Source organism: Pararoseomonas sp. SCSIO 73927 (genome assembly GCF_037040815.1).
In the GTDB taxonomy this organism is placed as follows: domain Bacteria; phylum Pseudomonadota; class Alphaproteobacteria; order Acetobacterales; family Acetobacteraceae; genus Roseomonas.
Genome location: NZ_CP146232.1, coordinates 702,662 through 724,052 on the forward strand (window position 1 = coordinate 702,662; position 21,391 = coordinate 724,052).

17 protein-coding genes are annotated in these 21,391 nt (G+C 74.3%); 4 read left to right on the forward strand and 13 right to left on the reverse strand.

Annotation, left to right across the window (positions count from 1 at the left end):
- Nucleotides 1–12 precede the first annotated feature (12 nt).
- On the reverse strand, nucleotides 13–789 hold the full coding sequence (locus tag VQH23_RS03360; protein WP_338664203.1) for a class I SAM-dependent methyltransferase: 777 nt from the start codon (nucleotides 787–789) through the stop codon (nucleotides 13–15).
- Nucleotides 786–2,114, reverse strand: a complete 1,329-nt coding sequence (locus VQH23_RS03365; protein WP_338664204.1) for an ATP-grasp domain-containing protein — start codon at nucleotides 2,112–2,114, stop codon at nucleotides 786–788. Before VQH23_RS03365 ends, VQH23_RS03360 begins: the two co-directional genes overlap by 4 nt.
- A 192-nt stretch (nucleotides 2,115–2,306) precedes the next feature.
- On the opposite strand from VQH23_RS03365, the gene glpD reads away from it, so the two are divergent.
- Together glpD and VQH23_RS03375 are read left to right on the forward strand one after the other, a co-directional pair.
- Nucleotides 2,307–3,800 carry a glycerol-3-phosphate dehydrogenase gene (glpD, locus tag VQH23_RS03370; protein WP_338664205.1) on the forward strand — a complete coding sequence of 498 codons (1,494 nt, stop codon included), beginning with the start codon at nucleotides 2,307–2,309 and terminating at the stop codon, nucleotides 3,798–3,800.
- A 200-nt stretch (nucleotides 3,801–4,000) separates the two neighbouring features.
- Entirely contained in the window at nucleotides 4,001–4,702 is a 702-nt protein-coding gene (locus VQH23_RS03375) for a hypothetical protein (RefSeq protein WP_338664206.1), read from the forward strand.
- A gap of 54 nt (nucleotides 4,703–4,756) precedes the next feature.
- Here the strand turns inward: VQH23_RS03375 and rsmA are convergent, their stop codons facing one another.
- From rsmA to cysQ, 11 genes are all read right to left on the reverse strand, one after another.
- A complete protein-coding gene (gene rsmA / locus VQH23_RS03380; RefSeq protein ID WP_338664207.1) occupies nucleotides 4,757–5,596 on the reverse strand; it encodes a 16S rRNA (adenine(1518)-N(6)/adenine(1519)-N(6))-dimethyltransferase RsmA in 840 nt (279 codons plus the stop codon).
- Nucleotides 5,597–5,620: 24 nt separating this feature from the next.
- Nucleotides 5,621–6,940: a peptidylprolyl isomerase gene (locus VQH23_RS03385; RefSeq protein ID WP_338664208.1), complete on the reverse strand. Its 1,320-nt coding sequence runs from the start codon at nucleotides 6,938–6,940 to the stop codon at nucleotides 5,621–5,623.
- 234 nt (nucleotides 6,941–7,174) lie between these two features.
- Nucleotides 7,175–9,544 carry an LPS assembly protein LptD gene (gene lptD, locus VQH23_RS03390; RefSeq protein WP_338664209.1) on the reverse strand — a complete coding sequence of 790 codons (2,370 nt, stop codon included), beginning with the start codon at nucleotides 9,542–9,544 and terminating at the stop codon, nucleotides 7,175–7,177.
- Nucleotides 9,545–9,657: 113 nt separating this feature from the next.
- Complete coding sequence (gene lptG / locus VQH23_RS03395) at nucleotides 9,658–10,791, reverse strand: LPS export ABC transporter permease LptG (protein ID WP_338664210.1); 1,134 nt, start codon at nucleotides 10,789–10,791, stop codon at nucleotides 9,658–9,660.
- A complete protein-coding gene (gene lptF, locus VQH23_RS03400) occupies nucleotides 10,788–11,984 on the reverse strand; it encodes an LPS export ABC transporter permease LptF (RefSeq protein WP_338664211.1) in 1,197 nt (398 codons plus the stop codon). The genes lptG and lptF overlap by 4 nt, the downstream gene beginning before the upstream one ends.
- Nucleotides 11,985–12,267: 283 nt before the next feature.
- Complete coding sequence (locus tag VQH23_RS03405) at nucleotides 12,268–13,059, reverse strand: trypsin-like peptidase domain-containing protein (protein ID WP_338664212.1); 792 nt, start codon at nucleotides 13,057–13,059, stop codon at nucleotides 12,268–12,270.
- Nucleotides 13,059–14,510 carry an FAD-binding oxidoreductase gene (locus VQH23_RS03410; RefSeq protein WP_338664213.1) on the reverse strand — a complete coding sequence of 484 codons (1,452 nt, stop codon included), beginning with the start codon at nucleotides 14,508–14,510 and terminating at the stop codon, nucleotides 13,059–13,061. Before VQH23_RS03410 ends, VQH23_RS03405 begins: the two co-directional genes overlap by 1 nt.
- A 46-nt stretch (nucleotides 14,511–14,556) precedes the next feature.
- Nucleotides 14,557–16,212 (reverse strand): iron ABC transporter permease, encoded by a 1,656-nt coding sequence (locus tag VQH23_RS03415; protein ID WP_338664214.1) that lies wholly within the window; start codon nucleotides 16,210–16,212, stop codon nucleotides 14,557–14,559.
- A 50-nt stretch (nucleotides 16,213–16,262) separates the two neighbouring features.
- Nucleotides 16,263–17,294 carry an extracellular solute-binding protein gene (locus VQH23_RS03420; RefSeq protein ID WP_338664215.1) on the reverse strand — a complete coding sequence of 344 codons (1,032 nt, stop codon included), beginning with the start codon at nucleotides 17,292–17,294 and terminating at the stop codon, nucleotides 16,263–16,265.
- A 126-nt stretch (nucleotides 17,295–17,420) separates the two neighbouring features.
- A complete protein-coding gene (locus tag VQH23_RS03425) occupies nucleotides 17,421–18,347 on the reverse strand; it encodes an L-threonylcarbamoyladenylate synthase (RefSeq protein WP_408904324.1) in 927 nt (308 codons plus the stop codon).
- Between the two features lie 41 nt (nucleotides 18,348–18,388).
- Nucleotides 18,389–19,153: a 3'(2'),5'-bisphosphate nucleotidase CysQ gene (gene cysQ, locus VQH23_RS03430; protein WP_338664217.1), complete on the reverse strand. Its 765-nt coding sequence runs from the start codon at nucleotides 19,151–19,153 to the stop codon at nucleotides 18,389–18,391.
- 134 nt (nucleotides 19,154–19,287) lie between these two features.
- Here cysQ and VQH23_RS03435 point away from each other — a divergent pair, with 134 nt between their 5' ends.
- Together VQH23_RS03435 and VQH23_RS03440 are read left to right on the forward strand one after the other, a co-directional pair.
- Nucleotides 19,288–19,434: a hypothetical protein gene (locus VQH23_RS03435; protein ID WP_338664218.1), complete on the forward strand. Its 147-nt coding sequence runs from the start codon at nucleotides 19,288–19,290 to the stop codon at nucleotides 19,432–19,434.
- A 232-nt stretch (nucleotides 19,435–19,666) separates the two neighbouring features.
- Nucleotides 19,667–21,370: a leucyl aminopeptidase gene (locus VQH23_RS03440; RefSeq protein ID WP_338664219.1), complete on the forward strand. Its 1,704-nt coding sequence runs from the start codon at nucleotides 19,667–19,669 to the stop codon at nucleotides 21,368–21,370.
- Nucleotides 21,371–21,391: the final 21 nt, after the last annotated feature.

Genomic DNA, 21,391 nt, shown 5'->3' on the forward strand with positions numbered 1-21,391 from the left:
GGGGAGAGCGCGTTACGCCACCTCCATCACCGCGCAGTAGCTCTGCAACGGGTGCCGGGTGAGGCGGCAATTCCCAAGGCCCAGCACCTCCGCCACCGCCGCCGTCTCGCCGGGGAAGAAGGGGCAGTTCAGCTCGTCGAACACCAGCACCGAGCCCTTCACCAGCCGCGGCCGGATCGCCTGCAGCACGTCCCGCGTCGGCCGGTAGAGGTCCATGTCGAACAGCGCCAGCGCGATCACCGCGTGCGGGTTCCCCTCCAGCCAGGGCCCGATCGTCTCGGAGGCATCCCCCTTCACCAGCCCGTGCCGCCGGTGCTCGGGGAAGGCGTTGATGGACTGGTGATAGGCCAGGATGTCGTCCAGCCCCCTCTCGTGCCCCGGCCCCGCGCTGAAATCCCCCTTCCGCACGCCCTCGCCGTCCTCCGCGTCCACCGCCGCGAACCCCTCGAAGGTGTCGAAGCCGTAGATCATGCGGGACGCGTTGTAGGGCTCGTGCAGCGCCCGCAGGTTCAGCAGCGTCGCCAGCGTCGCGCCCCACTGGACTCCGAACTCCAGGATCACGCCCGGCACCGGCAGGATGCGCCGGTACAGCTCGTCCAGGTACAGCACCCGCGCCAGCGCGTTCCGCTTCGTCACCGCGAGCGCATGGACCGCCCAGTTCTCCCCGGCATCCCCGATCAGCCGCAGCGCCGTCCTCTTGAAGTCTGCGTCGCGCTCCAGCTGCGCCTCGGTCCGCAGCCCCACGAACTCGCCCGCCCCGTTCTTCCGCACCGCCGCCCCCTCGCTCATCCCAGCAGGAACTCCACCGCGTCCACGTCCAGCACCGGGATCCCCCGCGCCGCGGCCACCGCCGCGCGCTCCGGGAAGTGGTTGTCCACGAAGATCGCCCGCCCCCCGATCACCCCGGCCTTCGGCTCCCCCGCGCGCAGGTGGTGGATGCGGTCGAACAGCCCGGGCGCGATCCGCGCGCGCCGCAGCGCCTCCTCCGGCTCGCCCGCGTGGCGGGTGACGAGGTGCAGCCGCTTCCCCTCCCCCGCGCACTGGTAGAGGAAGGCCACCACGCCCGGCACCGCCCGCCCGTCCAGCACTAGCGTGTCGTCCAGGTCCACGAAGACCTCGTCGAACTCCCAGTCCAGCCGCGCCCGGGTCGCGATCCGCCGGTCCACCAGCCGCACGCGCGGGTCCGGCAGCGGCACCACGTCGCGCCCCAGGAAGTCGTGCACCGCCATCAGCGGCAGGTTCACCCCCCGCGCGCGCTGCGCCACCATGCTGCCTGCCACCCGGCAGGCCACCTCCAGCAGCTTCCAGCGCCCCTCCCGGTCCTGCCGCAGCTGGAAGAACCAGGGCCCGCGCATCAGCAGCCGCGCGTTGATCGCCTCCGCGATGCCGAGGATCTCCGCATCGGCCTCCACCACCTCGGACCGCATGGCGATCCCCGCCCGCACCCGCTCCCGCGTGCGCGGGCCCACCCAGGCCAGCCGCCGGTGCCGGTCCGTGAAGCAGTCCACCGTCACCTCATCGCCCGGCAGGTGCTCCATCAGCACGGGCTCCTCCAGCGCAGCGGTGGCCAGCCGGGCCTCCCAGCTGTCCCGCACCACCGCCACGCCCCTCCCGCCCTGCCCGCGATCCGGCTTCACCACCGCCGGCCACTCCGGAACCGCCTCCGGCCCGCAGAACACGCGCGGCGCCCAGCCCTGATCCGCGAAGAGCCGGTAGGTGAGGCTCTTGCGCCGCGCGACCGCCGCCGTCTCCGGATCGCCGTTCACGAGATGCGCGCCCATCGCCCGCATGCGCGGCGCTAGGTACTCCGCCACCGTGTCGTGCGTGGCGAAGACCATCGCCACCCCTTCCCCGCGCAGCAGGGCGGAGAAGGCGCCATCGAACCCCTCCTCGCCCACGCGCGGCAGCCCGCCGAAGTAGCGCGCGAAGCGAAAGCGCCCGTGATCCTCCGCGCTGGAGGCGCCCATCACCTCCACGTGCAGGGAGTGGCGCAGCGCGTCGTGAATCTCCCCGCCATTCTCGGACCCGCAGGGAAAGACCAGCGCCCGGATCCGCGGTGCCCGATCCTCCCCGGCGGCCTGCACGGCGTCGCCACACGGCGCGGTCTCTGGCATGCGGCCCTCCGGCAGGCCCTTTTGCCCGCCCTCGCCCACGATCCTGGCGCGAAGCCGTTAACCCGCCGTGAATCGGCCCCGCCGCCGCCCCCCTCATCCGCTCCGGCGTCGCGGTCCACCTCGCGCCGGATGTTTGACCCTCCATACCCCGCGCGGCATTTTCCACGCCCACCTGAGAGGCCCTTCGCCCGGATGGACATTCCCGGCACCCTCGACCTCCTCGTCATCGGCGGCGGCGTGAACGGCTGCGGCATCGCGCGCGACGCCGCCGGCCGCGGCCTCTCGGTCGCGCTGGTGGAGAGGGACGACATCGCGGAGGCCACCTCCTCCTCCTCCTCCAAGCTCATCCACGGCGGCATCCGCTACCTGGAGACCTACGAGTTCCGCCTGGTGCGGGAGGCGCTGGCGGAGCGCGAGGTGCTGATGGGCATCGCCCCCCACATCATCTGGCCGCTCCGCTTCGTCCTGCCCCACCGGCCGGAGATGCGCCCGCGATGGATGATCCGCGCCGGCCTCTTCCTCTACGATCACCTGGCGCGCCGGAAATCCCTGCCCGGCAGCGAGGCGCTGGACCTCGGTGCCCTGCCACAGGGCGAGCCCTTGAAGCAGCCCGAGTTCTCCCGCGGCTTCGCCTATTCCGACTGCTGGGTGGAGGACAGCCGCCTCGTCCTGCTGAACGCGCGGGACGCCGCCGCGCGCGGCGCCACGATCCTGCCCCGCACGGAGTTCCTCCGCGCCACCCGCGCCCCGCAGGCCTGGACCTGCGCCCTGCGCGGCGCGGACGGGGTGGAGCGCACCCTCCGCGCCCGCGCCATCGCCAACGCCGCCGGCCCCTGGGTGACCCCCACGCAGGAGGAGACGGGCACGGCGCTGCGCGGCCGGGTCCGCCTCGTCCGCGGTAGCCACATCGTGGTGCCCGCGCTCTACCACGGCCCCCAGGCCTATATCCTGCAGAACGACGACCGCCGCATCGTCTTCGTCATCCCCTATGAGGAGCGCTACTCCCTCATCGGCACCACCGACGTGCCGCACGACCCGGCCATGGGCCGGCCCCGATGCACGCCGGAGGAGGCCGAGTACCTGTGCAACGCCGTCTCCCGCCAGTTCCGCACCCCCGTCACGCCGGACATGATTGCCTGGACCTATTCCGGCGTCCGCCCGCTGCACGATGACGGCTCGGACAACCCCTCCGCCGTCACGCGGGACTACACGCTGCAGATGGACCGCGCCGGGGCGCCCCTGCTCTCCGTGCTCGGCGGCAAGATCACCACCTATCGCAGGCTGGCCGAGGACGCGGTGGAAAGGATCGGCCACGCACTGGGGAAGGCCGCCCCCTCATGGACCGGCCGAGCGCCCCTGCCCGGCGGCGACCTCGGCGGCCTCACCCGCGAGGCCTTCGCGGGAAGCATGGCCCGCGCCCATCCCTGGCTCCCCCGCCCCCTGCTGCACCGCCTGATCCGCACCCATGGCGGCGAGCTGGAGCGCGTGATCGGCGGCGCCACCTCTCTCGAGGCCATGGGCGGCGACCTCGGCGGCGGCATCACCGCGCGGGAGCTGGAGTGGATGCGCGCCCGCGAATGGGTGACGCGGCCGGACGACGCGCTGTGGCGCCGCACCCGGCGCGGCCTGCACATGACCCCCGCCGAGCGCGAGGCCTTCGCGTCGCGCTTCGCCGCCCTGGCCTGACGGCCGGGAACCGCCCCCGCCCCTCCCCGCTACTCCCCCCGCGCGAAGGCGTTACTGTTACATGCCAGTGACCATCATTTATTGATCCGGCGCGCCCGGCTCAAACACCTTCCGGTCGCGCGTTGTCGTCGCGCGTCGCCGGGCGACCCGGCGGCAACGGGGCCCGGCAGCCGGAAACCAGGGGTGGAAAGGGGTCAGCGATGAGGAAGGCGTTCTGGATCCTGGCCGGCGTGCTCGCGATGCTGCCCCTGCAGGCGCGGGCGCAGCTCTCCCTCGTCAGCCGCACCGGCGTGTGGGAGGTCTTCTCCGGCCGCTCCAACAACGGGACGATGGTCTGCGTCCTCTCCACCGGCGGGCCGGAGGGCCGCTACTTCGGCCTGAAGTACTTCCTCGGCAACCAGCACGTCACCACGCACCTCTCCAAGGGTGGCTGGAACATCCCTGAGGGCACTCAGGTCCCCGTGGAGATCCGCTTCGGCGGCGAGACGCCCTGGCGCTACCGCGGCACCGGCCACCGCAACTTCGTCGAGGGCCGCATCACCGCGGACCGGCTGGCCCTCTTCATCCGGGAGTTCCGCGGCGCCGGCCGCGGCCAGATCACCTTTCCCCAGGGCAGCGAGGGCTCCTGGTCGCTGAACCTCTCCGGCAGCAGCGCCGCCGCGGACGCCTTCAGCGGCTGCATCCGCCAGCTCGCCCAGGGAGCGCCCCAGGGAGCACCCCAGGGAGCACCCCGCGGCCCCACCCAGCCCTTCAGCCCCGCGCCCTCCCAGGCGCCGCGCGCCGCGCCGAGCCAGCCCTTCAGCCCCGCCCCCGGCCCCCTCCCCAGCACCGGCGGCACCTACGACGGGAACCGGGGCGGTGGAGACAGCGGGCAAGCCGCCGAAGAGGGCCCGCCGAAGTAGGGCCGCCCTCTCCCAGGGGCCGCGCGTCCCGGCCCTGGCGCCGCGGGTTCCGGCCTAGCCGCCCCCGCGGCCCAGCAGCGCCCGCGCCAGCGCCTCGAACTCCGCAACCGAGAGCGTCTCCGCCCGCCGCGTCGGCTCGATCCCCGCCGCCCCGAGCAGCGCCTCCGCCTCGCCGAGCGACTTCAGCGATCCCCGCAGCATCTTCCGCCGCTGCCCGAAGGCCGCCGCCGTCACCCGCTCCATCGCCTTCGCCAGCGCCGGCTCCGGCTGCACCGCCCGGGGCACGAGGTGCACCACGGCGGACCACACCTTCGGCGGCGGGCTGAAGGCGCCCGGCGGAAGCCGCAGCACCATCTGCGCCTCGCAGCGCCACTGGGCCGCCACCGCCAGCCGGCCATAGGCGGAGGTATCCGGCGCGGCCACGATCCGCTCCGCCACCTCCTGCTGGAACATCAGCGTCATGCTCTCGAACTCGCCGGCCCGGGCCAGCCAGCCGATCAGCAGGGGCGATCCGACATTGTAGGGCAGGTTCGCCACGATCCGGCGCGGCGCCGGCATCATCGCCACCGGATCCACCCCCAGCGCGTCCGCCTCCGTCACCGTCAGCCGCCCCGGCCAGGCCGCCGCCAGCTCCGCCAGCGCCGCGATGGCCCGCGAATCCAGCTCCACCGCGTGGACGTGATCCGCGCCGTTCGCCAGCAGCGCCCGAGTCAGCCCGCCCGGCCCCGGCCCCACCTCCAGCACCTGCCGCCCGGAGAGATCCCCCGCCAGCCGCGCGATCCGGCCGCACAGCGCCTCGTCCAGCAGGAAGTGCTGGCCCAGCGCCTTGCGCGCGGCCAGCCCGTGCCGGTGGACGGTCTCGGAAAGGCTGGGAAGGCCGGGCGGTGTCGTCACGTCACCCGACCCGGAACGCCGGCCCTAGCCCCGCATCTCGATCGTCGCGCGCCGCCGCAGGTCGCGGCTCTGCTGGCGGGAGAGGTTCTCCGCCCGGTCGCGGACGATCTGCTGCTTCGCCATCTCCGGCGTGAAGCTCGCCAGGTTCCGCGTCTCCCTGGAGCAGACCGCGACCACCAGGATCCCCTCCGGCGTCACGATCGGCTGGCTCGCCCGCCCCGGGGTCAGCCCCCCCACCAGCTGCCGCAGCTGCGGCGGCCCCAGCGTCTCCAGCCGCACCTCGCCGCCCGGATCGGAGGGGCGCGCGTTCCCGGCGGCGCGGTTCGCCGCCTCCACCGCGTCGCAGCCGCCCCGCACCGCCTGGGCGCGCGCCAGCGTCGCGCGCTGCTGCTCCGTCGGGTTCTGCGGGTCCAGCGGCGAGGAGAAGGGCAGGAAGGCCTGGCGCAGCGTCACCATCGTCGCGTTCTCGCGCCCCGTCTCCCGCTTTTGGCGGAGCTGAATGATCTGGTACCCGCCCGGCACCTCCACCGCGTTGGAGACGGCGCCCGGCGGCATGCGCTGCACGACGGAGGCCACCTCCGGGTCCAGCCGCTCCGCGCTGATCCAGCCGAGGTCGCCGCCCTGCAGCGCCGTCTGGCTCTGGCTGAACTGGGTCGCCGCCAGCGCGAAGGGCAGGCCCTGGCGGAGGCGCGCGATCACGTCGTCCACGAAGCGCTTCGTCTCCGCCGCGGAGGAGGGGTTCTCCACCGGCACGAAGATCTCGGAGACGAGGAACTCCGGCTGCCCCACCCGCGCCGCATGGGCCGCCACCGCCTCCTGCACCGCCTCCGGCGAGGGCTCGGCGTTCGGCCCCATCATGCCGCGGATCAGCCGCCCCCAGCCCAGCTGGGAGCGGAGCTGGTCGTACAGCACCCGCGGCTCGATCCCGGCGGCGCGGAGCTGCGCCCGCAGCCCCCCCGGCGGCAGCCCGTTGCGCTTCTCGATGTCGCCGATCGCCTCGGCCACCTCGTCGTCCCCCACGGGGATGCGGCGGCGGCGGATGTCCTGCAGCCGCAGCCGCTCCTCGATGATCTGGCGCAGGATCTGCGGCCTGATCCGGGCCGTCAGGTCCGGCGCGGGCTGCAGCCCCACGTTCAGCGCGAAGAGCCGGGCGCGGGACCGCACCTCCGCCTCCGTCACCACGTCGCCGTTCACCACGGCCACGATCCGGTTCGTATCCCCCCGGTTCGCATCCCCGGGCGCCGGAGCCGAGGCCTCCCCGCCCCCGGGCCGCGGCGCGGGCTGCCGGGCCGAGGGCTGCGCCAGCGCCGCCCCGCCCGCGAGGAGCAGCGCGGGCAAGGCCATGGCAAGGCGAGGAAAGGCCGGACGGAAACGGGAAAAGCGTCGCATGCCGGGGTTCCTAGACCATGCGGCGCGAGGTTTGAAGCGATCCGGTGGCCGCAGGGCGTGGCATTTCGTTTCAGGGGGTCGTTTCAGGGGGTCGTTTCAGGAGGGGTCGTTTCAGCGGGCGAGGCGGCCGCCGTTCCGGCGGGTCCGGGGCGGGGGAGAATGCCTCCTCCCCCAACCCCGGACCGGCCCTCAGAGCGCCCGCGCCGAGAAGTCGCCCACCGTCTTCAGGGCGATGCGGAAGACCAGGGTCGTCGCGCCGGGATAGGTGGTGCCCGTGACCGCGTTCTCCGCGAGCGAGCGGAAGAAGCGCCCTTCCAGCACGAAGCACTCGTCCTCGTAGGCCGCGCTGGTGCCATAGGAGACGCCGCGCTCGAGCTCCAGGTCGTAGCGGCCGAAGACCGCGGCGCGCCAGTACTTGCCCACCCGGGTGGTCGCGCCCGCATAGACCTCGCGCGTGTAGCGCAGGGGCGTCTGGCGGGGGTCGGGGGTGCGGTACACGTAGCCCGTCGTCAGCCGCGTGCCCGGCAGGCCGATCGGCTCCAGCCCGAAGCTGGCGGAGGTGTCGAGCAACCGCCGGTCCCCGCTGTCGCCGTCGAAGCGCCCGCGGGCGGTCACGTCGAACCACGAGGTGGGGGAGACCGTCACCCGCCCCACCCAGTCCGAGGCCCGCTTCTCGAGCCCGGAATTCTCCGTGAACAGCGCCTCCTCCGAGGCCCGGAACGACCGCCCGGCGAGCCCCTCCACGGAGCCCCCGTTGGGGAAGAACCAGGCGCCCCGCAGCGCCGCGTCCACCCGCGTCCCGCCCTCCTGCCGGTCCCGCCCGTTGAAGCGGTTGAGGGAGAAGAGGTTCGCGTCCGTGAACTCGAAGTCCAGGCTCTCCTCGTTCGGGATGTCGCGCTGCCGCCCGGTGTTCGGCCCCGTCACCAGCTGCACCCGCGGCTCGATCAGCTGGCTGCCGAGGCTGCCGGCGGAGCGCACCAGGGGCAGCCGCCAGTCCACCGCCGCGCGGATGTTGCCGGTGGCCGTCGTCACGCTGCTGGTGTCGCTGAAGTTCGGCGCCTGGTCCAGGTTGCTGGCGTTGTAGGCCAGCCCGTCCGCCTGCACGCGGAAGGTCCACTGCGATCCGAAGGCGTCGGTGCGCGGCAGCTCGTAGCGCAGCCGCGTTCCGGCCCGCCGCGTCTGCGTGCCCTGGCTGCGGTAGATGGAGAAGGCGGTGGCGTCCGCCGCGAAGGTGCCGCCCAGCCCGTCCCGCTCGAACACGTGCTCGTAGTACAGGTTCGGCAGCACGAAGGGCGTGCGCCCCACGTCGTCCGTCTCCCGCAAGCCCTGGAAGGCCAGGCCGTTGATCCGGGCGTAGCGGTTGTAGCCCCAGTACCCCTCCACGTAGGCGGTGCTGGCCAGGATCGCGGGGGAGGGCAGGCGGAAGGAGCGCAGGTAGGTCTGGCTGGACGCGCGGTTGATGTTGAAGCCGGCGCTCCAGTTCTCGTCGATCGTGAAGTTCCCGCGGGCGAAGATGCTGCCACCCAGGCCGCTCTCCTCGCTCCGGCTCCGCTCCTCCAGGTAGGCGGCGGAGGCAGCGATGTTCACCTCGCCGAAATTGAAGCGCTGCCGGTACACGCCGTTCGCGAAGGGCACCGTCCTCGTGGTCACCACCGGGGTCACCGTCAGGTCGCTCGAATCGTCGATCGCCCAGTAGTAGGGCGTCTCCAGGAACCCGCCGAGATAGGTCGTCTGCCCGAAGGAGGGCGAGAGGAAGCCCGAGGAGCGCGGCGTGGAGGGGTCCGGCATGGAGAGGTAGGGCGTGTAGAAGGCCGGCACGCCGCTGAAGTCCACGGTCGCGTCCCGGAAGCGGATGCGCCGCGCCTCCCCGTCCTGGGTGGCGAGGCGGGAGCGGAGCTGCCACAGCGGCGCTTCACTCGGGTTCTCCTCGCAGAGGTCGCAGGAGGAGTAGACGACGCGGGAGAGGTCCATCACCACCGCCCCGCCCTCCAGCGTGCGGCGGCGGGCGCCGTTCGCGGCCAGCCGCCCGTTCTGCGCCAGCAGGCCGCGCAGTCCCTCCACGATCGTGTCCCGCATCCCGCCCTGCAGCTCCGCCCGCTCGGCGAAGAGCACCTGCCCGTCCGCTTCCAGCAGCTGCACGTTGCCCTCGGCGACGGAGACGCCGGTGTCGCGGTCGTAGGTGAAGCGGTCCGCGCGCAGGATGCGCTCGTTCTGCCAGGCCTCCACGCGGCCCGTGGCGGTCACCCGGTTCTCGTTCTGGTCGTACTCCACCTCGTCGGCCGTGAAGGTCACGGGCGCGTTGCGGTCCACCGGCGGCACCCCGCCGCGCAGCACGCCGGCCGTGGTGGCCGGCGGGTTAGCGGATTGGCCGGCGGATGGCGCGGCGGGCTGGCCCCGCGCCCCGCCCGGGCCGATGCCGGAGCTGAACTCGTCCGGCCTGATGTTCATCGGCCCGCCCTGCGCCGCCGCGGGCACGGGCAGCGCCAGCGGGGCGGAGAGCACCGCCGCCAGGGCCACGCCGCCGAGCAGCCACGCGCGGCGAGGGACGGCACGCCCCACGCCAGAGGGGGCGCCAGAGGGGGTTGCGCGAGAGGGGGCCGCGCCTGAGGGGGCCACGCCTGAGGGGCCCGTGCTGTGGGACCGGGGCCCGCCCCTGCGTCCGGTCACGTCGGTCATCCATCCTCCAGGTGAAGCAGCAGCGCGACCGCGCACATCAGGCCGGCCATGGCAGGCGCCCAGGCGGCCAGGACCACGGGCAGCGTGCCCGTCTCCCCGAACTCGCCCGTCACGCGGTCCAGCAGGAACAGGGCGAAGCCCGCGGCCACCCCCAGCCCCAGCATCTGGGCAACGCCGCCCTTTCGGGCCTCGCGCATCGAAAATCCGGCGGAGAGAAGGGCCATGGCGACCGCCAGCATGGGCAGTGCGAGCAGCGAATGGAACTGCAGCCGGTGCCGAACCGCCGAGAAGCCCGAATTCTCCAGCACAGCGATGAAGTCCGGCAACACCCAGAAGGAGAGGGTGTCGGGGCTGGCGAAGCTGCCCTCGATCCGCTCGGGCGTCAGCTCGGTCGGGAAGCGGATCGTGCGGGCGGGGCTGGCCTGCCGGTCGGAGCCGAAGGCGATCGCCTCCTCCAGCACCCAGGCGCCGTTCGTCAGCGCCGCCCGCGGCGCCTCCACCCGCCCGAGGAAGCGGTCCGCGCCGGAAATCCGCCAGAGCGACACCTCCTCCATCCCGAAGACGCCGCCGGACGCGCCGGCCGCCCCGCCCGTGCCGGGCGCCACCGGCCGGCCGGAGAGGATGGCCACCCCCATCGGGTCCAGCTCCCGGTCCGCCTGGCGCAGCCAGAGCCGCCCGCCCGCCAGGGCGCTGACGCCGGACTGGTTCCGCAGCACCGCCGCGTCCAGCCGCTCCGCCCGCGACAGCATGGCGGCCGAAAGCGGGGAAAGGCCGGCGGTCGCCCCCGCGCCGATCATCGTCGCCACGATCACCGGCCCTGTCAGGAAGCCCCAGGCCGAGATCCCCGCCGCCCGCGCCACCACCAGCTCCGAGGAGCGGGCCAGCCGCCAGAAGGCGAGGATGCCGCCGAGCAGGATGGCAAACGGCAGCACCTGCATCGCCACGAAGGGCACGCGGAGCCCGGCGATGGTCGCCACGGTGGCGAAGCCCACCTCCCGCGTGGCGGCGCGGCGCAGCAGCTCGATGAAGTCGAACAGCGCCACCAGCCCCGTCAGCGCCGCCAGCATGACAAGGCACATGACGAGGAATCGGCGGGCGACGTAGCGCCCGAAGGTGAAGGGCAGGGTCACTCCGCGGCGGCCCCGCGGGGAAGGACGGCGCCCGGCGCGGCGCGCGGTGCCGGCATCGGCGGCGCGCGGCGCGGCCAGCCCGGTGCGCCGGAGAGCACCCAGGCCGCCGCCAGCCCCGGCCCGATGGCGTGGAGCCAGATCAGCGGGATGAAGCGGTTGTCCCGCGCGGCCAGGTTCCCCACCGCCAGCCCCAGGGCCAGCAGCCCCACCACCGCGCCCACTGCCCCCATGGCGGTCAGCCCGCCGCCATGGCGCCGGAAGGCGCTGGCCAGCGCCGCCGCCAGCCCCACCATGGCGAAGGACAGGGCGGTGAAGGGCGAGGCGAGGCGGCCATGCCCCTCCGCCCGGAACTTCCGCACGTCCCGCTCCAGCAGCCCCTCCTCGGGGTTGGGGTTCAGCAGCTCGCCCACGAAGCGCTCCCGGCTGTCGCGGTTGCGCGCATCCTCGGTGCGGCTGCTCCGCGCCAGGTCCACGCTGTTCTCCCCGAAGGCGAGCACGGAGAGGCGCGGCTGCGGCGCGGTGCCCGGCGGCGAGTTCGGCGGCACCGCCCGCTCCATCTGCTGCCGCTGGCCGTTCAGCAGGATCACCCGCGGCCCGTTGTTGCTGGGAAGGATCACCCCGCGCTCTGCCAGGATCGTCACCGGCGCCCCCGGCTCGCGCATGTCATGGATCAGGATGCCGCGCAGGGTCCCGTCCCGCTCCCTGTCCCGCGCATAGACGGTCAGGTCGGCCGAGACGCTGCTGAACACCCCCTCCTGCACCAGGATCGCGGCCATCTGGTTGCGGATCTCGTACTGCCACTCCCGGAACGCGGCGTGGGAGATCGGCACCAGCCAGGTCTGCAGCACCAGCCCGATCGCGGTGGCCAGGGTGGCCACCAGCAGCGCCGGCCGCGCCAGCCGCCAGTCCGACAGCCCGGCCGCCCGCATCACCACCAGCTCCCGGTCGGAGGAGAGGCGGACATAGGTGAACAGTGTCACCACGAAGGTCGTGATGGGCAGGATCACCGCGAAGAAGGAGGGCAGGAGCAGTCCCGTCAGCTCCAGGAAGACCGCGAAGGACAGGCCGCGGTCCAGCACCAGCTCGATGAAGCGGAGCGACTGGGTGAGCCAGATCAGCGCCGCCAGCCCGACCGTCACGGCCAGGAGGGAGAGGGCGATCTGCTTCGAGATGTAGCGCGTGACGCGGCTCATGGGGGGCGCAACCTATCCATCCGTCCACCCCGGGGCAAATGGGCTGATGTGACGAAGGGCGGCGCCCCCTTGGCGGGGGCGGGATGTCCCGGGGAGAGGAAGAAGGAATTCTTCCTCTCCCCGGCCCCCTCGCCCTCATCTTTTTCTATCTGCTTGAATTTGTTCATGTGCCGTCACGCCTCGGGTCATCGACCCGAGGCGACCGCAGGGGCAGGAAAAGAGCTTTCACACGGGGAACCGCATCAGGACGGCGCGGCGGCAGCCCGATGCAGGTCCAGGAGGCTCAGCCTCCTGGCGGGGGCTCCAGGGGGCGGGGTCCCCTAGGCGCGGACAGCTCCGCCACGCCTCCGGCCCCCAGGAAGGCTCGGATGATGCCCGCCGGCACGATGCGGGAGTGGTCGGGCGTGGAATCCGGCCGGTGGCTGACGATCCCCAGCAGGCAGTTCGTCTCCGGATCGAAGACGCCGGCGCCGGACTCCCCCTCCGCCATCGGCAGGGCGATGTCGGCATAGGCGCCGTCCGCCTTGCGGGTCTCCGGCACCATCTCGCCTGCCTTCGCCAGCCCTTGCCTGGCGGAGGAGGAGACGAGCACGGCCTGGCCCGGCGACGGCCCCGCCCCGCAGGGCCGCGCCGCCGGCCCCGGCGGGCTGGTCGAGGCCTGGAGCAGCGCCAGGTCCTCCCCGCCCTTGTAGAGGGGCCCCACCCCTGGCTCGAGATACCCCTCCCCCACGCGCAGCGCCCGCACGGCCAGGGTGCGGCCGGCGAAGCGCACGGTGGTGGGGATGGGCGTGCCGTTGCACTGCCGCAGCCGCGGCACGATGCCGTCCACCAGGTGCGCCGCCGTCAGGAAGCGCCCGCCCCCGAGATAAACGGCGTTGCCGCGCAGCGGGCAGCCCGGGGATTGCCCCCCGCGCAGCTCCGCCCGGAAGGCGTCGGGCAGGTCGGGCAGGCGCTCGGTCGGCTCGGGCGTGCGGGTCGGGGCGCTCTCCGTCCAGGGGCGCTCCACCCGCTGCGCGCAGGCGGAGAGGACAAGGGCGGCCAGCGCCGCCGGCGCGCAGACCCGCGGAAGGCGCATCAGGCCGGCAGCACCTTGCCGGGGTTCAGCAGGCCCTTGGGGTCCAGCGCCGCCTTGATCCGCAGCATCGCCCCCAGCTCCGCGCCCCCGCGCCACTCCGCCAGCATGTCCGGCTTCAGCCGGCCGATGCCGTGCTCCGCGCTGAACGACCCGTCCAGCTCCCGCACGATGGCGTTCACGCAGTCCATGATGTCGTGGGAACGCGCCAGGAAGGCGGCGGGCTCCATCCCCTCCGGCTGCTCCAGGTTCATGTGGATGTTGCCGTCGCCCATGTGCCCGAAGGGCACGGGCCGGCTGCCCGGGATCAGCGCGCGCAGCGCCGCGCTGCAGCGCCGGATCATCTCCGGCACGCGGGAGACGGGGACGGAGACGTCGTTCTTCACGCTCGCCCCCTCGCGCTTCTGCGCCTCCGGGTGCTCCTCGCGCAGGCGCCAGATGGCGTGACGCTGCGCCTCGCTCTCGGCCAGCGCCGCGTCGGTCACCTCGCCGGCCTCCAGCGCCTCCTCCAGCACCGCCTCCATCAGCCCGCGCAGGTCGGCATCCGCGCGGGAGGAGGCGAGATCGACGAGGACATAGTGGTCCCCCCGCTCGGAGAGCGGCAGCACCGCCCCCTCGATGTGCTTCAGCGCGAAATCCATCCCCGTGCCGGACATGTACTCGAAGGCCCGCACCGCCGTCTCGTCCCGGTCCCGGAAGCGGCGGAACAGGGACAGCGCCGCGTCCTCGCTCCTCACGGCGCAGAGGGCCGTGGCCTCCGCTCGCGCCCGGGGGAACAGCCGCAGCACCGCGGCGGTGATGATCCCCAGCGACCCCTCCGCCCCCACCATCAGGTGGCGCAGCGCGTAGCCCGTGTTGTCCTTCCGCAGCCGCCGCAGCCCGTGGATCACGCCGCCATCGGGCAGCACGATCTCCAGCCCCAGCATCAGATCCCGCGCGTTGCCGTAGCGGACCGTGGTGTTCCCCCCGGCATTGGTGGAGAGCACGCCGCCGATCGTCGCCGTGCCCTCGGCCCCGAGAGAGAGGGGGAAGAGGCAGCCCGCCCCCGCCGCAGCGTCCTGCGCCGTCTTCAGCACCACCCCGGCCTCGGCCACCATCGTCATGTCGACCGGGTCGATGTCGCGGATGCGGTTCATGCGGGAGAGGGAGAGGATCACCTGCCGCCCGCTCTCGTCCGGCATGGCCCCGCCGACCATGGAGGTGTTCCCGCCCTGCGGCACCACCGGGATATCCGCCTCGTAGAGCAGCCTCAGCGCCGCCGAGAGCTCCTCGGTGGAAGCCGGCCGGATCAGAGCCGGGGAGGCACCACGGTACAGCCCGCGCCAGTCGGACAGGTGCGGTTCCAGGTCCGCGGGATCGGTGATCATGCCCCGCGGGCCGAGGATCGCCCGCAGCGCCGCCATCAGCGGCTCGGCCAGGGGCAGGACGGTGAGGGGCGCGATCGTATCGGGCATGTCAGGGGACCAAACGCCGGGCCGGGGGCGCGGGTCAAGGCCCGTTTCAGCCCCGCGCGGAAAGGCCCGGCTGCCCGCCCGGAGGACGCCCGCCCAGGACCAGCAGCGCGATCACCGGCAGCCCCGCCGCCACCAGCGCCAGCGCCGCCACCGCCCCTTCCTCGTAGGTCCCACGCGCCGCCTCGGCGTAGAGGGCGGTGGCGAGGGTCTCCCGGTCGAAGGGCCGCAGCAGGAGGGTGGCCGGCAGCTCCTTCATCGTGTCCAGGAACACCAGCAGCGCGGCGGCGAGGAGCGAGGGCGCCAGCAGCGGCAGGTGCACCCGCGCCAGGATGCGCCCCGGCCCCGCCCCCATGGCGCGGGCGGACCAGTCCAGCTGCGGCCGGATGCCCGCGTAGCCCGCATCCAGCCCGCCGGCGGGAATGGCGAGGAATCGCACGAAATAGGCCGCCACCAGCGCCGACGCCGTGCCGGACAGGGCGGGGAGCGGCCGCGCCCAGTCCTCCGTCAGCCCGTCCAGCGCGCCGAAGGCGACGACCAGCCCCACCGCCACGAGCCCGCCCGGCAGGGCGTAACCCAGCCGCCCGGCCCGCAGCAGCGCCCGGCCCAGCACCGGCCGCCGGTCCGGCAACGCCTCCCCCCGCGCCGCCATCGCCAGGGCCAGGGCGGCCGGCAGCGTCAGCAGCGTGGCCGCGGCCGAGAGGGTGGCGCTGTTGCCGATCCAGGCGCCCAGCTCCCGCGGCGGGCCGAAGGCGGCCACCCGCCCCCAGGCCGCCCAGGCCAGGTAGGCGGCGGGAATCAGGAAGCCCAGCAGCACGGGGATCAGGCAGGACAGCGCGGCCAGCCATCCGGCGAGGGGGGAGAGCGTCCGGAGCACCGGCACCGCCCCCTCCCGCCCCGCCCCGCGGCCGCGCAGCCGGGCCCGCGCCCAGCTCTCCAGCGCCAGCAGGCCCGCCACCAGCACCAGGATCGCCAGCGCGACCTGCGCCGCCCCCGCCAGGGAGGAGCGGGTGATCCAGGTGACGTAGACCGAGACCGTCAGCGTCCGCACGCCCAGGAATTCCGCCGCCCCCACGTCGTTCAGCGCCTCCAGCAGCGCCAGCGACGCCCCGGCCGCCACCGCCGGCCAGGCCAGGGGCAGGGCGATGGAGCGGAACAGCCGGAACCCGCCCGCCCCCAGCCCCCGCCCGGCCTGCACCAGCTCCGCCCCCTGGGCGAGAAAAGCCGCGCGGGCCGGCAGGTAGACATAGGGGTAGAGGACGCTCCCCATCACGGTCACGCAGCCCGGCAGGGAGCGGATCTCCGGCATCGGCAGCGGCCCCATTTCCAGCGGCGCCAGCAGCGCGCGCAGCCCGGACTGCACCGGCCCGGCCGGGTGCAGCACGTCCAGCCAGGCATAAGCGGAGACATAGGCCGGCAGCGCCAGCGGCAGCACCAGCGCCGCGGAGAGGACCCGCCGCCCGGGGAAGCGGTGGCAGGCCACCAGCCAAGCCGTGCCCGTGCCCACCCCCACCACCACCGCCCCCACCCCGGCCAGCAGCAGCAGCGTCTCCACCGCCGCCCCGGGCAGGACGTGGCGGATCAGGTGCGGCCAGAGGTCACCCGATCCCCGCGCCGCGGCGGCGAGGAGGGCCAGCACGGGCAGCGCGACCACCGCCACGCCCGCCGCCGCGAGAAGGTGGAGCGGGACGCGGACCCCCCGCATCAGGCCCGGGGTCTGGAAGGAGCGGCCCAGCGCCTGAATCAGTGCCCCGTTCAGCGGTCGAACCCGACCTCGTCCACGATCCGGCTCACCGCCGCGCGCCGCGCCGCCACCTCGGCCATGGAGACCTCGCGCGGCGTCAGCGCGCCGAAGGATTCCACGATGGGGTTGGTCGGCGTGCCCGGCCGCACCGGGTTCTCGAAGTTCCCGTTGGCGTAGAGGGTCTGCGCCTCCGGCGAGGCCATGAACTCCAGCAGCCGCACCGCCTCAGCCCGGTTCGGGGCGTTCCGCGCCACGGCGCCGGCGGAGATGTTCACCGCCGTCCCGCCGGCCGGCATCACCACCCGCACCGCCTCGCCCCAGCGCTTCTGCTCCTCCCCGCCGCGGCCGGAGAGCATCAGCCCGGCGTAGTAGGTGTTGGCCAGCCCCACGTCGCAGACCCCGGCCAGGATGTCGCGCGCCACCTCCCGGTCCCCGCCGGCCGCGCGGCGGGCCAGGTTGGCCTTCAGCCGCGTCAAGTAGTCCCGCAGCCAGGCCTCCCCGTGCTGGATCATCAGGATGGAGAAGAGCGCGGTGTTGTAGGGGTGCTGGCCGGAGCGGACGCAGACCTTGCCCCTCCAGCGCGGCTCGGCCAGCGCCTCGTAGGTCAGGCCCTGCGCCTCGCCCTCCGGCACCCGCTCGCGGGAGGCGTAGATCGCCCGCGCGCGGGTGGAGAGCGCGAACCAGCGCCCCTGCGCGTCCCGCAGCCCCGCGGGGATCGCGGCCTCCAGCGCCGCCGACTCCACCGGCTGCGTCAGGCCGCGGTCCACCAGCTCCATCAGGTTGCCCACGTCCACCACGATCGCGACATCGGCCGGGGAGCGCCGCCCCTCCGACTCCAGCCGCTCGGCCAGCCCGCCCTGCACGAAGACCGTGCGGACCTGGATGCCCGTCCGCTCGGTGAACAGGTCGGTCAGGGGCCGCAGCAGCCCCGCCTCGCGGGTCGTGTAGACGTTCACCTCCGCCGCGCCCGCCCCACCGAGGGGCCCGCCAAGGAGAAGCAGCAGGGAAGCGGCGAGGAACACGGCGCGGCGGAAGCAGCTCATGACGCGGCTGGACCTTCTGGACGGAGAATTACGGTCGCGTAACTCAGCCGCGGGCGGCCGACAAGGGATTGCGAGTGAATGTCATTCCACTCCACGGCAGGGCCGGACCCGGACCACCCCTTCCCTTCAGCGCGGCGCCGCCGCCCTCCGCAACCGGTCGTTCACCGCCTCCCCCAGCCCCTCCTCCGGCACCGGCATGGCCGCGATCCCGCGCAACCCCAGGCGCTCCCCCTCCCCGTCCAGCCAGCGCAACCCGGCGAAGAGCCGCGCCGCCGCCTCCGCCAGCTCCCCCGCCTCCGAGAGGTTCCAGACCGCCCCCGCCCCGGCCAGCGGCGCCCCGAAGGCCAGCAGGGCCTCCTCCGCGCCCACCTCCCGCGCCCCCAGCCGCACCGGCAGCCCCGGCGCGTAGTGGGAGAGCATCATCCCCGGCGACCGCAGCATCGCCGGCTCCGCCTCCTCGGGCCACGCCACGGGCCGCGCCACGGGCCCGACCACCTCCTCCAGCGCCGCCACCGTCACCCCGCCCGGCCGCAGCAGCAGCGGGGCGGGGCCGGAAAGGTCCAGCACCGTGCTCTCCACCCCCACCGCGCAGGGCCCGCCATCCAGCACCGCCGCGATCCGCCCGGAGAGCCCGGCCATCACGTGATCGGCCGTGGTCGGCGACACCCCGCCTGAGCGATTGGCGGAGGGCGCGGCCAGCGGCACCCCCGCCGCCCGCAGCAGGTCCAGCGCCAGCGGGTGCCCGGGCACCCCCACCGCCAGCGTGTCCAGCCCCGCCCCCGTCAGCTGGTCGATCCGCCCCCCCTCCCGGCGCGGCAGCACCAGCGTCAGCGGCCCCGGCCAGAAGCGCGCCGCCAGCGCCCTGGCGCGGCCATCCGGCACCACCTCGGCGAAGGCCGCGTCCGCGTCCGCGAAGTGGGAGATCAGCGGGTTGAAGCTCGGCCGCCCCTTGGCCGCGTAGATCGCCGCCACCGCCCGCCCGTCCCGGGCATCCGCGCCCAGGCCGTAGACCGTCTCCGTGGGGAAGGCGACGAGCTCCCCCGCGCGCAGCATCGCCGCCGCCCGCGCCACCTCCCCCGCGAGGAGAAGCGCCGTCACGCCGCGCCGAGAGCCAGGTAGGCCCCGTTCTCAAACTCGGGCTTGCCGTAGCGCAGCGGCGCCCCCTCGAAGGACACCACGCGGCCCCCGGCCGCCTCCAGCACCGCCTGCGGCGCCGCCGTGTCCCACTCCATCGTGCGCCCGAATCGCGGGTAGAGGTCGCCCTCCCCCTCTGCCAGCCGGCAGAACTTCACGGCCGACCCGACCTTCCGCACCTCCGCGATCTTCCGCCCCTCCAGGAAGCGGTCCAGCCGCGGGTCGTCCGAGTAGTGGCGCGACGCCAGCACCACCGCCCCCGCCCCCGGCACCGGCCGCGCCCGGATGAACCGCTGCCCCGCCGCGTCCCGCTTCCAGGCCAGCCCCGCCGGCACGATGCCCCCGAAGATCTCCAGGGAGGCCGGCACCGCCACCGCCCCGAGATAGGCCCGGTCCCCCTGCACCAGCCCGATGTTCACGGTGAAGCTGTCCCGCCCCGCCGCGAACTCCCGCGTGCCGTCCAGCGGGTCCACCAGCCAGTAGCGCTCGGCCAGCGCGGGCCTCAGGCCCGCCGAGACCTCCTCCTCCGCCACCACGGGAATGCCGGGCGTGGCGGCGCGCAGCCCCTCCACGATCAGCGCCTCGGCCACCCGGTCCGCCTCCGTCACGGGCGATTCGTCGGACTTGCGCTCCACCGCGAAGCCGGCGGCGCGAATGGCGTTGATGGCGTGGGCGGCGCGCTCGGCAAGGGTCGCGGCCAGGGCGAGCAGGTCTTCGTCGTTCATCGGCCGCACATAGCGGGGGGCCGTCCCGAAGGGCACCCCTCCCACCGCAGCTCGGGCCGCCACGGCGGGGATCCCTGTCAGGAAATCGTCAGCCGCTCACGGTACAAGGCGCGAGAGACGCCCAGGCCCGCCCCATGCCGCCCCAGAAAAGAGCCAAGAGCCCCGCCGCCCCCTCCCGCGCCCTCGCCGCGGGCCGATGCTGGCTCGCCCGGCTCGTGCGGGACATCCTCCTCTGGCTCCGCGCCCCGGCCGGCAACCGCCCGGACTGGCGCGCCCGCTAGGCGCCGTTCCGCCGGCGGGGGAAGGCGAGGGCAGGAGGGCGCTGCGCCTGGCCGGGGCCTGTCCCGGCACCTTTCCCCGCCCTGGAACCTGCGCCTGCTCCGGTCTCCGCTTCCGCCCGGGCATCCGATGCCGGCCTCGGGCAAGGGGCCCCCGCCCCGGCGAAGGGGGGGGCCGCCATGGCGCTTCGCGCACCCGGTGCTATCTCTGAAGGGCTCTGTGCCGGAACCCCCCATGCTCGACATCGCCTTCGCCAAGCCCACCCTGCCCGAGAGCGGCGCCCTCGTCCTGCCTCTGGCCGAGGAGGACCTGGGCGGCGGGCTGGTGGCGGAGTGGGACCGGCTGCTGGGCGGGCACCTCGCGCGCGGGATCTCCGCCGCCGAGTTCAAGGGCCGCAAGGGGAGCAGCACGACGCTCTACGCCCCGGGCGGCGGCCTCTCCCGCCTCGTCCTCGTCGGGCTGGGCAAGCGCGAGGCGCTGGACGCCACCGCGGCCGAGGCGGCGGGCGGCGCGGCCGTGACGGCCCTCGGCAAGGAGGGCATCGCCGCCATCGACGCCCGCGCCCTCTCCGCCCGTGCCCCCGGCGCGCCCTCCCCGGCCGACATCGCCCTCGGCGCCGTCCTGCGCGCCTGGCGCTTCGACCGCTACCGCACCACCGAGAAGGCCGAGGACAAGCCGCGCCTGAGCGCCGTGAAGGTGCTCTGCGACGACCCCGGCGCCGCGAAGGCCGACTGGGCCTCCCGCCGTGCAGTGGCGGAGGGCGTGTTCCTGACGCGCGAGCTGGTGAGCGAGCCCGCCAACATCCTCAACCCGCCCGAGTTCGCGGACCGGCTGCGCCGCCTGGAGAAGCTCGGGGTGGAGGTGGAGGTCTTCGGGCAGAAAGACCTGGAGAAGCTCGGCTTCGGCTCCATGCTCTGCGTCTCCCAGGGCTCCGCGCAGCCGCCGCGCATGGTGGTGATGCGCTGGAACGGCTCGGACCAGAAGAAGAAGGGCAGCAAGCCCATCGCCTTCATCGGCAAGGGCGTGACCTTCGACACGGGCGGCATCTCCATCAAGCCCGCGGGCGGGATGGAGGACATGAAGTGGGACATGGCCGGCGCCGGCGTCGTCTCCGGCCTCATGGCCGCGCTCGCCGGCCGCAAGGCGAAGGTGGACGTCGTCGGCCTTGTCGGCCTCGTGGAGAACATGCCCTCCGGCACCGCCACCCGCCCGGGCGACGTCGTCACCTCCTACTCCGGCCAGACGATCGAGGTGATCAACACGGACGCGGAGGGCCGCCTCGTCCTCGCGGACGTGCTGTCCTACTGCAGGAAGCGCTTCGACCCCGCCTTCATGGTGAACCTCGCCACCCTGACGGGCGCCATCATCGTGGCGCTGGGCAACGAGCACGCCGGCCTCTTCTCCAACGATGACGGGCTGGCCCAGCGCATCCAGGACGCCGGCAAGGCGGTGGGGGAGCTGGCCTGGCGCATGCCGCTGGGCGACGCCTACGACCGCCAGATCCGCTCCGACATCGCCGACATGAAGAACGTGGGCGGCGGCCGCGCCGGTGGCTCCATCACCGCGGCCCAGTTCATCCAGCGCTTCGTGGACGGCTGCCCCTGGGCGCACCTGGACATCGCGGGCGTGGCCTGGAGCGGGAAGGATCAGCCCACCGTGCCGAAGGGCGCCACCGCCTGGGGCGTGCGCCTGCTGGACCGGATGGTGGCCGAGCACCACGAGGGCCGCGCCCTCGCCGCCCTCGCGCCGGAGCCGGCCGAGGAAGCGACAGCGCTGGTGAGCGGCGCCGGCAGCACCTCCCCCGCCGTGCTGTCGGAGGGCACGCCCGCCTCCGAGCCGCTGGTGCCCACCCCCGACGCCGCGACGCGCCCGGCCGAGGGCCCCGCCCCGGCCCCCCGCGCCCCGCGCCGCCCGGCGACGCGCCGGCCGCGCCGCTAGGGCGGGAACGGGCGCCCTGGG

Excerpts from the sequence above, each read along its gene's own strand:
- VQH23_RS03425 (WP_408904324.1), bottom strand. The coding sequence starts at position 18,347 with ATGCTGCGCGCGGGGGAGCTCGTCGCCTTCCCCACGGAGACGGTCTAC.
- VQH23_RS03420 (WP_338664215.1), bottom strand. The coding sequence starts at position 17,294 with ATGAGCTGCTTCCGCCGCGCCGTGTTCCTCGCCGCTTCCCTGCTGCTT.
- cysQ (WP_338664217.1), bottom strand. The coding sequence starts at position 19,153 with ATGAACGACGAAGACCTGCTCGCCCTGGCCGCGACCCTTGCCGAGCGC.
- VQH23_RS03375 (WP_338664206.1), top strand. The coding sequence starts at position 4,001 with ATGAGGAAGGCGTTCTGGATCCTGGCCGGCGTGCTCGCGATGCTGCCC.
- VQH23_RS03365 (WP_338664204.1), bottom strand. The coding sequence starts at position 2,114 with ATGCCAGAGACCGCGCCGTGTGGCGACGCCGTGCAGGCCGCCGGGGAG.
- VQH23_RS03440 (WP_338664219.1), top strand. The coding sequence starts at position 19,667 with ATGCTCGACATCGCCTTCGCCAAGCCCACCCTGCCCGAGAGCGGCGCC.
- VQH23_RS03415 (WP_338664214.1), bottom strand. The coding sequence starts at position 16,212 with ATGCGGGGGGTCCGCGTCCCGCTCCACCTTCTCGCGGCGGCGGGCGTG.
- lptF (WP_338664211.1), bottom strand. The coding sequence starts at position 11,984 with ATGAGCCGCGTCACGCGCTACATCTCGAAGCAGATCGCCCTCTCCCTC.
- VQH23_RS03385 (WP_338664208.1), bottom strand. The coding sequence starts at position 6,940 with ATGGCCTTGCCCGCGCTGCTCCTCGCGGGCGGGGCGGCGCTGGCGCAG.
- VQH23_RS03435 (WP_338664218.1), top strand. The coding sequence starts at position 19,288 with ATGCCGCCCCAGAAAAGAGCCAAGAGCCCCGCCGCCCCCTCCCGCGCC.
- VQH23_RS03410 (WP_338664213.1), bottom strand. The coding sequence starts at position 14,510 with ATGCCCGATACGATCGCGCCCCTCACCGTCCTGCCCCTGGCCGAGCCG.
- VQH23_RS03405 (WP_338664212.1), bottom strand. The coding sequence starts at position 13,059 with ATGCGCCTTCCGCGGGTCTGCGCGCCGGCGGCGCTGGCCGCCCTTGTC.
- VQH23_RS03360 (WP_338664203.1), bottom strand. The coding sequence starts at position 789 with ATGAGCGAGGGGGCGGCGGTGCGGAAGAACGGGGCGGGCGAGTTCGTG.
- glpD (WP_338664205.1), top strand. The coding sequence starts at position 2,307 with ATGGACATTCCCGGCACCCTCGACCTCCTCGTCATCGGCGGCGGCGTG.